General features: G+C 62.1%; 10 protein-coding genes. 8 read left to right on the top strand and 2 right to left on the bottom strand.

Features of this window, described 5'->3' with window-relative positions; translation table 11 throughout:
- Positions 1 to 42 precede the first annotated feature (42 nt).
- Positions 43 to 1,332: an isocitrate lyase gene (gene aceA / locus AC0L2Y_RS22260; RefSeq protein WP_473559526.1), complete on the bottom strand. Its 1,290-nt coding sequence runs from the start codon at positions 1,330 to 1,332 to the stop codon at positions 43 to 45.
- 240 nt (positions 1,333 to 1,572) lie between these two features.
- Here aceA and AC0L2Y_RS22265 point away from each other — a divergent pair, with 240 nt between their 5' ends.
- The 7 genes from AC0L2Y_RS22265 to AC0L2Y_RS22295 all read left to right on the top strand — a co-directional run bounded on the left by AC0L2Y_RS22265 (position 1,573) and on the right by AC0L2Y_RS22295 (position 9,653).
- The gene (locus AC0L2Y_RS22265; RefSeq protein ID WP_473559528.1) at positions 1,573 to 3,024 is read left to right on the top strand and encodes a helix-turn-helix domain-containing protein; all 1,452 of its coding nucleotides are present in this window, start codon (positions 1,573 to 1,575) and stop codon (positions 3,022 to 3,024) included.
- Between the two features lie 154 nt (positions 3,025 to 3,178).
- A complete protein-coding gene (locus AC0L2Y_RS22270; RefSeq protein ID WP_473559530.1) occupies positions 3,179 to 4,078 on the top strand; it encodes a DUF2167 domain-containing protein in 900 nt (299 codons plus the stop codon).
- A gap of 171 nt (positions 4,079 to 4,249) precedes the next feature.
- Entirely contained in the window at positions 4,250 to 5,197 is a 948-nt protein-coding gene (locus AC0L2Y_RS22275) for a DMT family transporter (RefSeq protein WP_473559532.1), read from the top strand.
- Between the two features lie 352 nt (positions 5,198 to 5,549).
- Positions 5,550 to 6,647 carry a polyamine ABC transporter substrate-binding protein gene (locus AC0L2Y_RS22280; RefSeq protein ID WP_473559535.1) on the top strand — a complete coding sequence of 366 codons (1,098 nt, stop codon included), beginning with the start codon at positions 5,550 to 5,552 and terminating at the stop codon, positions 6,645 to 6,647.
- Between the two features lie 73 nt (positions 6,648 to 6,720).
- Positions 6,721 to 7,860, top strand: coding sequence for an ABC transporter ATP-binding protein (locus tag AC0L2Y_RS22285; RefSeq protein ID WP_473559537.1), 1,140 nt, complete (start codon positions 6,721 to 6,723; stop codon positions 7,858 to 7,860).
- 9 nt (positions 7,861 to 7,869) lie between these two features.
- Positions 7,870 to 8,838 (top strand): ABC transporter permease subunit, encoded by a 969-nt coding sequence (locus tag AC0L2Y_RS22290; RefSeq protein ID WP_473559539.1) that lies wholly within the window; start codon positions 7,870 to 7,872, stop codon positions 8,836 to 8,838.
- Complete coding sequence (locus tag AC0L2Y_RS22295) at positions 8,835 to 9,653, top strand: ABC transporter permease (protein WP_473559541.1); 819 nt, start codon at positions 8,835 to 8,837, stop codon at positions 9,651 to 9,653. The genes AC0L2Y_RS22290 and AC0L2Y_RS22295 overlap by 4 nt, the downstream gene beginning before the upstream one ends.
- A 7-nt stretch (positions 9,654 to 9,660) precedes the next feature.
- Here AC0L2Y_RS22295 and AC0L2Y_RS22300 read toward each other — a convergent pair whose 3' ends face one another.
- A complete protein-coding gene (locus AC0L2Y_RS22300) occupies positions 9,661 to 11,511 on the bottom strand; it encodes an AsmA family protein (RefSeq protein ID WP_473559543.1) in 1,851 nt (616 codons plus the stop codon).
- 182 nt (positions 11,512 to 11,693) lie between these two features.
- Between AC0L2Y_RS22300 and AC0L2Y_RS22305 the strand changes: the two genes are divergently transcribed.
- A complete protein-coding gene (locus tag AC0L2Y_RS22305; RefSeq protein WP_473559545.1) occupies positions 11,694 to 13,652 on the top strand; it encodes an acetoacetate--CoA ligase in 1,959 nt (652 codons plus the stop codon).
- Positions 13,653 to 13,697 lie beyond the last annotated feature (45 nt).

The following is a 13,697-nucleotide window of genomic DNA, read 5'->3' on the forward strand; positions in this document are numbered from 1 at the left end:
CCATGCCCGTTTGGGCGTTCCCTCTGTTTGTCTGCTATTCCGCTATTCCGCCGCCGGCCTGAACTGGGCGTGCTCGGTCGATCCATGCATGGCCGTGGTCGAAGACTGGCCACCGGTGATCGCCATCGAGACGGCGTCGAAATAGCCGGTGCCGACCTCGCGTTGATGCTTGGTGGCGGTGTAGCCATTGGCTTCCGCGGCGAATTCCGCCTCCTGCAGTTCCGAATAGGCTGCCATCTGCCGCTCCTTGTAGCCGCGGGCGAGCTCGAACATGCCGAAGTTGAGCTGGTGGAAACCGGCAAGCGTAATGAACTGGAACTTGTAGCCCATGGCGCCGAGTTCCTTCTGGAACTTCGCAATCGTCGCGTCGTCGAGATTCTTCTTCCAGTTGAAAGACGGCGAGCAATTATAGGCAAGCAGCTTGCCTGGATGATGCTTGCGCACACCCTCGGCAAACGTCCTGGCCTGCGCCAGATCGGGCTTGGAGGTCTCGCACCAGATCAGGTCCGCATAGGGCGCATAGGCGACGGCGCGGGCGATGCAGGGCTCGATGCCGTTGCTGACATGGTAGAAGCCCTCCGCAGTGCGGCCGGCGCCATAATCGACGAAGGGCCGGTCGCGTTCGTCGATGTCGGAGGTCAGGAGCTTTGCCGCTTCCGCGTCGGTGCGCGCCACGACCAGCGTCGGCGTACCCATGACGTCAGCGGCAAGGCGCGCCGCGTTGAGGTTGCGGATGTGTGCGGCGGTCGGGATCAGCACCTTGCCGCCGAGATGGCCGCATTTCTTCTCCGAAGCCAGCTGGTCCTCGTAATGGACGCCGGCCGCACCCGCCTCGATGAACGCCTTCATGATCTCGAAAGCGTTGAGCGGCCCGCCGAAGCCGGCTTCGGCATCGGCGACGATCGGCGCGAACCAGGTGTCGACCGACAGCCCCTTGCCTTCCGAAATCTCGATCTGGTCGGCGCGCTGCAGGGTGCGGTTGATGCGCTTGACCAGTTCGGGCGCCGCATTGGCGGGATAGAGCGATTGGTCCGGGTACATGGCGGAAGCCGTGTTGGCATCGGCGGCGACCTGCCATCCCGACAGATAGATCGCTTTCAGCCCGGCCCGCACCTGCTGCATCGCCTGGTTGCCCGACATGGCACCGAGCGCATTGACGAAATCCTCTCCGTGGATGAGCTGCCACAGCCGGTTTGCGCCCATTTCAGCAAGGCTCTGCCGGATCTGCACCGAGCCGCGCAGCCGTTTCACGTCGTCCGGCGAATAGGGCCTTTCGATGCCATCAAAGCGGCCTTGCGGCGCCGACGGGACAAGGTTGTAAAAGTCGGTCATTGGTCACTCCAGGCCGTTTTGATGCCGATTTCGGAAGGCGCCGCAGAGGGAAAAATAACTGCGCCATATGTGTGACACCATTTACATGCCGGCACGATGCAAGCGAGAAAAAGCTTCAGATTGGTCAAAAAATAAGAGAAAACCTGTGTTGTGTTTGACTAATGAGAGCTGTAAATCTGTCATGATTGTAAAAGACCGCCATGTCATTGGCGGATGTAAATTTCTGTCAAGGGCAGTCGATTGGCCGACCATAAAATCTTCGCCGGGCCGCGCATTCGCCGCATCCGCAACGCCAAGGGGCTGACCCAGACGGCGATGGCCGAAGGGCTCGGCATCTCGCCGTCCTATCTCAATCTCATCGAGCGCAACCAGCGGCCGCTGACGGTGCAACTGATCCTGAGGCTGGCATCCGTCTACAAGGTCGACCCGCACGAATTGCAGGGCGAGGCGAGGGGGTCGGTGGCCGATTTGAAGGAAGTGTTTTCAGATCCGTTGCTGGCCGGCGAACTGCCGGGCGACCAGGAACTCATCGAGCTTGCCGAGGCGGCGCCAAACGCTTCCGCCGCTGTCATAAAGCTGTTTCGCGCCTATCGCGAGCAGGCCGAGCGATTATCGGATCTCAACGAGCTGCTCGCGCGCGAGGGCAAGGCCACCGCACTCTCCGGTGCCAGGCTGCCGATCGACGAGGTGCATGAGATTTTCGAACGCCGGCCGAACCATTTTGCCGCGCTCGAAGAGGAAGCCGAGGCTTTCACGTCGGTGCTCGATCCCGGCGACGATCTGTTCAGTGCGTTGAAGGCCTGGCTGCGGCGTGAATTCGGCATCGTCGTCAAGGTACTGCCGGTCGCCACCATGCCCAACTGGCGCCGTCGCTATGACCGTCACTCGCAGCGCCTGTTCCTATCCGAGCGCCTGTCGCCATTCGATCAGCTGCGCGAGGTGGCTATGGAGGCCTGCCTGATCCGCATGAGCGTCGCTGTCGCCGCCGAGATCCAGGCGCTGAAGCTGACCACGGACGAAGCCCGCCGGCTGGCGCGTTTCGAGCTTGGCCGCTATGCCGCGCACGCTCTGATGATGCCCTATCAGCCTTTTCACACCGCCGCGGTCCGTGCCCGCTACGACATCGACATGTTGCGGTCGCGCTTCGGCGTTTCCTTCGAGCAGGCGGCGAACCGGCTGACCACGCTGCAGCGACCAGGTGCGTCGGGTGTGCCGTTCTTCATGCTCGAGGTCGACAGTGCCGGCAATCGGTTCCGCAAGGCGGGCAGCCACGGCTTTCCGCAAAGCCGCTTCGGCGGCGGCTGTCCGAAGCTGCCGGTCCATGCCGCCTTCGCCCAGCCCGGTCAGATCCTGGTCGAGGCAGTGGAAATGCCCGACGGCGCAGCGTTTCTCTGCATGGCTCGCACGCTCGAGGGGCCGCAGGGCTCGTTTGCTGAGCGACCGCGGCGCACGGCGCTGCTGCTCGGCTGCGACATCGGCTTTCGCGACGAGGTCGTCTATGGAGCGGCATTGCCGGGGCCGGCCGCCATCGGCAAGAGCGGACAGAGCGCCGCCGCGCCGGCGACGCCGATAGGCCCTGCCTGCCGGCTGTGCGAGCGCATCGGCTGCCTCGCCCGCGCCGAGCCACCCGTGACACGTCCGCTCGGCCTCGACGAGATGGTGACGGGACTGTCGGCTTTCGATTTCCAGTGAGGCCGTGGCAGCTTGCTGGCCAGAGAAGATCATACGCGGTTTCACGGCAGGAAAATAACAAGTTGTCCCTTGGGACATTGATCGTCGAAGTATTGATTCAGCATCGGCCGTGAGATATCAAAAGACGAATTGGGCGACGATCGGGGGATCAGGGATGGGCAGGACGTTTTTTTGGCTTGGCTTGGTGCTTGCCTTTTCGATCTGCCCCGCATTTGCGGAAAAGTCCGCGGACTTCTTCAAATCCTATCAACAGTATAATGACGCCGGCAAAGCGTTCCTGGACAAGATCGATCCGAAGACTGGCGCGATAGACCTAGCCGAAGGCGTGCACCTGGACCTCAAGGACAAATTCTATTTTCTGAACAAGAAAGATACTGCCTCCGTCCTGACGGAAGCCTGGGGCAATCCACCCGACGCCGCTTCCGAAGCGCTCGGCATGATCTTTCCAGTCAGCAATGACCCCATTGCCGAGAACAATTGGGGAATAGAGCTGCGATGGGAGAAGATAGGTTACGTCGACGACAGCGAGGCGGGATCCATCGACTACAATGAACTGCTGCGCAACATGCGGGCGGATACCTTGTCGGGCAACGATCAAAGGGTAAAGGACGGCTATTCGCCCATCACTCTGATCGGCTGGGCATCACCGCCCGTGTACGACGCAGTCAACAAGCGTCTGCACTGGGCCAAGGAACTGCAGTTCGGAAACGATGCAGTCCACACGCTTAACTACGACGTTCGCTTTCTCGGCAGGGAGGGCGTTTTCGTGATGAGCTACATCGCAACTGTGGACCAGTTGCCGGAAATCAAGCAGAGTCTCGATGAAGTGCTTGATCTTGCTGTCTTCAAGCCCGGCAAGACATATTTGGACTTCAGACCAGGCGTCGATACGGTTGCGGCTATTGGCATCGGTGGCCTCATTGCCGGCAAACTGGCGGCAAAGGCAGGATTTCTGGTGGTAGCGCTCATCGCGCTGAAAAAATTCGGTCTTATCCTGCTGATTCCCTTGGCAGGTCTCTGGCGCCTCATTCGCGGCAACAAGACAACCTCCTAGATCGATTTCATCGGCTCAACTCTCACGCCTCTCTCACGCCTGCTGATAGCTGGGTGCCCCAAACGGAACACCGCGCTGGATCACGCCCGATCTCCGTCTTTGCGTTACGCGATTAAGGCACGTTTCTGTCGTGTTCATCGTGCTGCCCCGAAATCGCCGACAGTCGTAGTCATGACCGACATATCATCACCACAGATCGCCGTTTCGCCTCCGCGAAATGAGGAGCGTATCGGTTTCCTGCTGGTGTTCCTGTCGGCGCTGATGTGGAGCCTCGGCGGTACCATTGCCCGTTTCATCGATGCCGGAGACAGCTGGACGGTGGTGTTCTGGCGTTCGGTCTGGGCCGCCGCCTTCCTGCTCTGCTTCATGGTCTGGCGCGATGGCTGGCGTGGCACGCTGAAGCTGTTTCGCGGCATGGGCCTGGCTGGTCTTGCGGTGGCATTCTGCTTCGCCACGGCCTCGACCTCTTTCGTCGTGGCGCTTGCCTATACCACCGTCGCCAACATCCTGCTGATGCAGGCCGGCGTGCCGCTTCTGGCGGCGCTGTTTGCCTGGGCGCTGTTTCGCGAACGGGTGGCGGTGGCGACCTGGGTGGCGATCGCCGCCGTCATTGCCGGCGTCGCCATCATGGTGTCGGAATCGCTCGATGGCGCCGTGTCGCCGATCGGCGACGGGCTGGCGCTGCTCATCGCTGTCATGTTCTCGATCGCCACCGTCATCACGCGCCGCTTTGCCCATGTGCGCATGACCCCGGCGACCTGCCTCGGCACGATCCTGGCGGCCGCCTTTGCGGCATCGCAGGCGTCGGCGCTCGGCGTTTCCAGCCACGATATGGGCTTCCTCTTTGCCTTTGGCGTGATCAATCTGGGGCTCGGCCTCGCCTTCTTCGCCACCGGAGCCCGGCTTGTGCCGGCCGCTGTCGCGGCGCTACTCGGCACGTTCGAACCGATCCTTGGCCCGATCTGGGTCTGGCTCATCCATTCCGAGGTGCCGTCGGCGCGCACCATCGTCGGCGGTGCGGTCGTCGTCACCGCGCTGCTCGTCCACATCGGGCTCGAGTTCAAGCGTCAGACGCGGCCCGAGCGAGCGGGCGTCACCGGTGTGCCGTCGCCTAATTGATGCAGCGCACGCGTCAAAGCGAGATGAACCATTGACAATGTCGCAGCCGCGCGGGCAGGCTGCGATCACGGCAACAACAAGACAGGCTTATCTTGCCAAGTCTCCATGCCGGCCGCATCGAGGCCGGACAACATCGTCGTCTTCCTGCCCGCGCCGTAGCGAAAGCTTCCGACGGCGCCGGAACACCACCAACGCCACGCCAGATCTTCACTGTCGGCTCGTCGACGGACCATAATGGCGCCGGCAATTCCCGCTTGTCGCCTGCCTGCAAGCCCAATACCCTGAAGCAAATGCCCAGCCGCGCGAACGCCGCGACGAGCTGGCGACGGAACACTCATCAAAGGAGAATAGCATGATCCGCAAAGCGCTCTGGCTTTCGGCGACTTCGGCGTTTTTGGCAGCTTTTACCTTGGGCGCGCATGCCGAGGATCGCGTCGTCAACGTCTTCAACTGGTCGGACTATATCGACAGTTCGATCATCGACGACTTCACCAAGGAAACCGGCATCAAGGTCGTCTACGACACTTTCGATTCCAACGAGATCCTGGAAACGAAACTGCTCGCCGGCGGCAGCGGCTACGATGTCGTCGTGCCCAGCGGCAATTTCCTTGCACGCCAGATCCAGGCGAATGTGTTCCAGAAGCTCGACAAGTCGAAACTGCCGAACATTTCAAACATGTGGGACACGGTCATGGAACGGACCGCCAAATATGATCCCGGCAACGAATATTCGATCAACTACATGTGGGGTACGGTTGGCATCGGCTACAATATCAAGAAGGTGCAGGCAGCGCTCGGCACCGACAAGATCGACAGCTGGGACGTGTTCTTCAATCCCGAAAGCTTGGCCAAATTGAAGGACTGCGGCGTCTATGTGCTGGATTCGCCGGCCGACATCATACCGGCAGCACTGAAATATCTGGGCCTCAATCCAAACAGCACGTCGCCCGATGAGATTGCCAAGGCCGAAGAAACCTTGCTGAAGGTCCGGCCCTATATCCGCAAGTTCCACTCGTCCGAATATATCAACGCCCTTGCCAATGGCGACATCTGCCTGGCGGTCGGCTGGTCGGGTGACGTCTTCCAGGCCCGCAACCGCGCCGACGAAGCCAAGCAGGGCGTCGAGATCGGCTATTCCGTGCCGAAGGAAGGTGCCCAGATGTGGTTCGACCAGATGGCGATCCCGGCCGATGCGCCGCATGTCGCCGAAGCGCATGAGTTCCTGAACTACATGATGAAGCCGGAAGTGATCGCCAAATCGTCGAACTATGTGCTCTACGCGAACGGCAACAAGGCTTCGCAGCAGTTCATCGACAAGGCGATCCTGGAAGATCCGGCGATCTATCCGGACGCCGCCACCTTGCAGAAACTCTACACCGTCTCGCCCTACGATCCCAAGACCCAGCGCATCATCACCCGCACCTGGACCAAGATCGTCACCGGCCAATAACAATCTGACCAGGCCCCGGCAGCCGGCTGCCGGGGCGCTTTCTCGTGGGGCAAGCAGCAGGACGGAGTGGGACATGAAATCGCTTGGCAGCATCCGCAGGGATTTCGCGCCATGGAACGATCCGAACGCCAAGCCATACATCCAGTTCGACAACGTCACCAAGAAATTCGGTGAGTTCACTGCGGTCAACAATCTGTCGCTGACCATCTTCGAACGCGAATTCTTTGCCTTGCTCGGAGCCTCAGGCTGCGGGAAATCGACGCTGCTCAGGATGCTCGCCGGCTTCGAGGAGCCGACCGCCGGCCGCATCCTGCTCGACGGCCAGGATCTGCGCGGCATTCCGCCCTACCGGCGGCCGGTCAACATGATGTTCCAGTCCTACGCCTTGTTTCCGCACATGACGGTCGAGAACAACATCGCCTTCGGCCTCAAGCAGGAAGGTATGGCCAAGGCCGACATCGACAAGCGCGTCGCCGAGATGCTGAAGCTGGTCAAGCTCGAGCAGTTCGCCAAGCGCAAGCCGCACCAATTGTCGGGCGGCCAGCGCCAGCGCGTCGCGCTCGCCCGCTCGGTGGCCAAGCGGCCGAAAGTCCTGCTGCTCGACGAGCCGCTTGGCGCGCTGGACAAGAAGCTGCGCGAGGAAACCCAGTTCGAGCTGATGGATTTGCAGCAGAACCTCGGCCTCACCTTCGTCGTCGTCACCCATGATCAGGAAGAGGCGATGACGATGGCCGACCGCATCGCCATCATCGACAAGGGCGAGGTGATGCAGGTGGCGACGCCGGCCGAGGTCTACGAGGCGCCGGGTTCCCGCTTCGTCGCCGGCTTCGTCGGCAATGTGAATATGTTCGACGGCAAGATCGCGGCTGGCGAGGCCGGCAGTGCGAGCATCGATGCCGGCAACGGCATCACTATCCGGACCGAAAATGCGGGCAGTGCCGCCGCCGGAACATCCGTCACCTTCGCCATCAGGCCGGAGAAGATCAAGGTGTCCTCCATGAAACCGGCCGGTGCCGTCAACGCCATCGAGGGCGAGGTCTACGACATAGCCTATCTCGGCGACATGACCGTCTATCACGTCAGGCTGGATGACGGTCAGGTCGTGCGGGCGAGCACCATGAACGCGGCACGCCTCACCGAGGACCCATTGACCTGGAACGACCGCGCCTGGGTTTCTTTCCGCCCCGACGCCGGCGTCGTCCTGACACGGTAGGGACTGATCATGTCCGCTGTCACCGCCGCAACAAGCTCTCCGGCAAGCGCTGCCGGCAAATCCGCCTTGGTCAGGCTGGGAGCGGCCCTCGTTAGCCGGCTCGTCATCATCGTGCCCTATCTCTGGCTGCTGTTCTTCTTTCTCGTTCCCTTCATCATCGTCTTCAAGATTTCGCTGTCGCAGACGGCGATCGCCATGCCGCCCTACACGCCGGTGCTTGATTTCCGCAGCGGCATTTCCGGGTTTGTTTCGGAATTCGGCGCACTGAATTTCGACAACTATACCTGGCTGACGCAGGACGCGCTGTATTTCAATGCCTATGTGACGAGCGTCATCGTCGCCGCCATCTCGACGGTCCTGACATTGCTGGTCGGCTATCCCATAGCCTATGGCATGGCGCGCGCCCCGGCGACGATTCGCCCGACCTTGCTGATGCTGGTGATCCTGCCGTTCTGGACCTCGTTCCTGATCCGTGTCTACGCCTGGATTGGCATCCTCAAGCCCGAGGGCCTGCTCAACCAGCTGCTGCTCGCCACCGGCATCATCAGCCAGCCGCTGATCATCCTCAACACCTATACGGCGATCTTCATCGGCATCGTTTACTCCTATCTGCCGTTCATGGTGCTGCCGCTCTATTCGTCCTTGGAGAAGATGGACTATTCACTGATCGAGGCCGCCAAGGATCTCGGCTGCCCGCCGACCAGCGCCTTCTGGAAGATCACCTTTCCGCTGTCGCTGCCCGGCGTCATCGCCGGCTGCCTGCTGGTGTTCATTCCTGCCGTCGGCGAGTTCGTCATTCCCGACCTGCTCGGGGGCTCGCAGACACTGATGATCGGCAGGACGCTGTGGAACGAGTTCTTCGCCAACCGCGACTGGCCGGTGTCGTCCGCGGTTGCCGTCATCTTGCTGCTGCTGCTGATCGTGCCGATTATGCTCTTCCAGCGAGCCCAGGCGCGTGCCCAGGAGCAGGACCAATGAACGCGACCTGGAGCCGCTTCAACATCACATCGATCGTGCTCGGCTTTGCCTTTCTTTACCTGCCGATCGTCCTGCTCGTCGTGTTCTCTTTCAACGAGTCGAAGCTGGTCACCGTCTGGGGCGGCTTCTCGACGAAATGGTACGTGTCGCTGTTTCACAACCGGGGTCTGATGGACGCCACCTGGGTCACGGCCCGCGTCGGCGTCATCTCGGCCACCGTGGCGACCGTGCTCGGCACGCTGGCGGCGCTCACGTTGACACGCTACACGCGCTTTCGCGGCCGGCTGCTGTTTTCGGGCATGGTGTTTGCGCCGCTGGTCATGCCGGAAGTCATCACCGGCCTGTCGCTGCTGCTGCTCTTCGTCGCCGTCGGCCTCGACCGCGGCTTTCTCACGGTGACGCTTGCCCACACCACGCTTACCATGTGCTTCGTTGCGGTGGTGGTTCAGTCGCGCCTGATCACTTTCGATCGTTCGCTGGAAGAGGCCGCGATGGACCTCGGCGCGCCACCGGTGAAGACCTTCGTCCAGATCACGCTGCCGGTTATCATGCCGGCTATCGTCTCCGGCTGGATGCTGGCCTTCACCCTGTCGCTCGACGATCTGGTTATTGCCAGCTTCACCTCTGGACCCGGCGCCACGACGCTGCCGATGAAGATCTACAGCCAGGTTCGCCTTGGCGTGACGCCGGAAATCAACGCGGCCTGCACTATCTTGATCGCGGTCGTCGCAGTTGGCGTGATCATCGCTTCACTCGCAAACAAACGCCGCGAGGTGCAGCGCCAGCGCGACGAGCGGGCCGCGCAGCGAGGTTGAAGGCTCGCTACTCTCCCGAGACGCCGCGGCTTATCGGCGAGATGAACGGCGTGCTCCACGTGCCACCGACGAAGAACGACGACTGCTTGGGCGCCTGGCCGTCCGTCTGCGTGGCAGCCTGGCTGGGCTGGACGATGCCGCCGGACAGCGCCAGCCCGCGTCCGGCATAGGATGCGATGCCGGAAAGCCAGATCTTGTATTGCGCGGAATTCACCTCGGCCTTGTCGATGCGCGCCACGCCGTTCGAAATGCTCGCCTTGAGCTCGGCCCCGTCGATCGGCAGCGTTCCGTCCGAGACGTCGTCCAGCGCGAAGAATCCGCCCTGTTCGGTGTGCTTGAGGAACGCCGGCAGGTTAAGCCGGCTCAGCGCACCCGCGCCGAACGTCGCCGACAGCGAGCCATTGGCGTTGTCGAAAATCGAGTCCCAGGTTCTGCCAGGCCCCTTGAGGATGACCGAAACGGTTCCAGTGCCGATCGGCACCAGCCGCGTCATTCCGGCCGCGGTGCCGAAAGCGCCGCCGTCGATATCGGAAGCAAGCAGCCGGATCTCGACTTCCGTGCCGGCGGGCTTGCGGTCGAAACGGACGCTGCTCTGGACGTTGCCGCCAAAGGCGGATGCATCCGAGATGTCGAAGACGGCAAGGCCGTTCTTGACCTGGGCGGTGGCGGCGACGTCGGCAAGCTGGATGGCGCCGGCGGTGGCATGCGCCGCCGACAGCCTGAGATCGAGATTGATCCGGTCGGCGAAGCTTGTGTCGATTTCGCCCGGACCGGTGCCGCCGGCGGACGGCACCGGCGTAAAGGCGGAGAGAAACGATCTGAGGTCGAGCGTATCGAAGGCAAGTGTGCCGGAGATCACCGGCAGTGCCTCACCATAGGTGAAGTCCAGCGCACCCATTCCCGGGTTGTTGTCGAGGGTCAGGGCCGTGTTTTCGAATTTGACCCGCCCGGCCGTCGCCGTGATCTTGCTTGAAACCGAGATCGAGCCGATTGCGGCACCGGGCGCGATGCCGGCCTGCGACCATTCGAGCACGCGTCGGAGCGAAGGTGCGGCGAATTTTGCCTGGCCGTCGAAATAGCCGTTCTCCGACATGCTGGCGCGGCCGTCGAACGAAAAACTGGCCGGTGCCGCCTTGAAGGAAAATGTGGCCGGTGCTGTGCCGCCACCAAACAGCACGAGCGGGTTCGGCGATGCGGCGTCGATGGCAACGCTTTCGCCGCGCCATATCCCGGTCGCCGACAGCGTCGCATTGCTGTTCATCGCCGCCCAGTTCGCCTGGCCGCTCAGGCTGCTCAATATCTCCTGGTCCTTGCCGCCGATGGCAGCCACCACGCGGCCGTCCCTGAACTCGACTGTGCCGAACGGATCTGTCGGCAGCTTGCCGAGATCCGGCTTGGCGGGATTTGTGTTGATCACCGCGCGGGCAGCATCGATCGAACGCGTAATGCGCCCGCCGCTGGGAATCGCAGGCAGGAAAAACCCGCTCGCGGTACGCTGGACCCTGATCGTCGGTCGCACCAGCCGCGCCGTCGAAAACACCACGTCGCCACGCAGCGCCGCCATGGCCGAGAGGTCGACCTCGACCCGTTCGGCTTCGACCACCGGCGGCGCATCCGTCTCTGTCCATTGCGACAGTGTCACGTCGCTCAGGATCGCCCGGAAATTCGGCCAGACCTCGATGCGCGGCGCGCCGTCGATGGTGACCCGGAAACCGCTCCAGGCGCTCATTTCCCACGCGATACGATCGCGTACGATGCGGGTCGAGGCGATCAACGGCAAGGCTGCGACAACCAGCGCGATGACGATGACGGCCGCGCCGATCGCCCATATTCCGCGTCGGATCAAAGGTGATGGCATATCGCCCCGTATGCTTCCATTCCGACAAAATCGCCCGACGGGTGTAACCGACGGCTGACGCATTTCAAGTCTTTATGGCCCGGCGATGGCATTTGCGCACACCCTGACCGGCACGGTCCAACAAAATCTTGCTCTGCTGCATCGCGATATGCATAAGCGATACAGGCTGCGGAGGAACAATGATGGCTGACGACGCACCGCTCTGGATCCCGACGCAAGAGCAGATCGACGCGGCGCCGATGACCGCCTTCATGAACGCCGCGGCGAGTATGGCCGGCGAGGTTTTCTCCTCCTATACCGACCTGCATCGCTGGTCGATCGATGACCGCGAGACCTTCTGGGGCCTGGTCTGGGACTTTTGTGGCATCGTCGGCGATAGGGGCGAACGCGTGCTGGTCGATGGCGACAAGATGCCCGGCGCGACCTTCTTCCCTGACGCGAAGCTGAACTTCGCCGAGAATCTCCTCAAGAAAACCGGGCCTGGCGACGCAATCGTCTTTCGCGGCGAGGACAAGGTCGAGCGGCGGCTGTCCTGGAACGAACTGCATGCGCTGACCTCGCGCCTGCAGCAGCTTTTCCTGTCGCTCAAGGTGAAGAAAGGCGACCGCATCGCCGCGATGATGCCCAACATGCCGGAGACTGTTGCGGCGATGCTGGCGGCCGCCTCGATCGGCGCCGTCTGGTCGTCCTGCTCCCCGGATTTCGGTGAGCAGGGGGTGCTTGACCGGTTCGGCCAGATCGAGCCTGTCATATTCATCGCGCCGGACGGTTACTGGTACAATGGCAAGGCGATCGAAGTCGCCGACAAGATCGCGGCCGTGGCGGGCAAGCTCGCCACCGTGCGCAAGGTCCTGATCGTCGATTATCTCGGCACCTCGTTCGACGTCGCGGCGACCATCGGCAAGGCGGCCGCGCTGGAAGATGCGCTGTCACCCTTCGCCGCTAAGTCCGTCGCCTTCGAAAGGCTGCCGTTTTCGCATCCGCTCTACATCCTGTTTTCGTCAGGCACCACCGGCATCCCCAAATGCATCGTCCATTCGGCCGGGGGCACGCTGATCCAGCACGTTAAGGAAGAACGGCTGCATGCCGGCCTGCTCGACGGCGACCGCTTCTTCTATTTTACCACCTGCGGCTGGATGATGTGGAACTGGCTGGTGTCGGGCCTGGCATCGGGCGCCACCTTGCTGCTCTATGACGGCTCGCCGTTCTACCCGGACGGCAATGCGCTGTTCGACTTCGCCGACGCCGAAAAGATGACCTATTTCGGCACCTCGGCCAAATTCATCGATTCCGTGCGCAAGGCCGGCCTGAAGCCGATCCGCACGCATGATCTTTCCAGCGTGCGCACCATCTCCTCGACCGGCTCGCCGCTATCGCCGGAAGATTTCCGCTTCGTCTATGACGGCATCAAGAGGGACGTGCATCTGGCTTCGATTTCCGGCGGCACCGATATCGTCTCCTGCTTCGTGCTCGGCGTGCCGATCGAACCGGTATGGACCGGCGAGATCCAGGGGCCCGGCCTCGGCCTTGCCGTCGATGTCTGGGACGATGACGGCCGGCCGCTCCGCCAGGAGAAGGGCGAGCTCGTCTGCACCAAGGCGTTTCCGGCGATGCCGATCGGCTTCTGGAACGACCCTGACGGCAGGAAATACAAAGCCGCCTATTTCGAACGTTTCGACAATGTCTGGTGCCACGGCGATTTCGCCGAATGGACCGCCCACGGCGGCCTGATCATCCATGGCCGTTCCGACGCCACGCTCAACCCGGGCGGTGTCAGGATCGGCACAGCGGAGATCTACAATCAGGTCGAGCAAATGCCGGAAATCCTCGAAGCACTATGCATCGGCCAGGATTTCGACAATGACGTTCGTGTCGTGCTGTTCGTGCGGCTGGCGGCCGGCGTCGAGCTCGATGCCGAGCTGGAAAAACGCATCCGCGCGAAAATCCGCACCGGGGCGAGCCCGCGCCACGTGCCGGCCAAGATCGTCGCCGTCGCCGATATTCCGCGGACCAAATCGGGCAAGATCACCGAGCTCGCGGTACGCGACATGGTCCATGGCCGCGCCATCAAGAACAAGGAAGCGCTCGCCAATCCCGAAGCGCTCGAGCTCTTCCGCAACCTGCCGCAGCTTGCCGACTGACCCTGGCGTCCAAGGTGGAGCCCGTTTTGAGGTCTCCGATATCGT

It is taken from the genome of Mesorhizobium sp. WSM4830, from assembly GCF_055811495.1.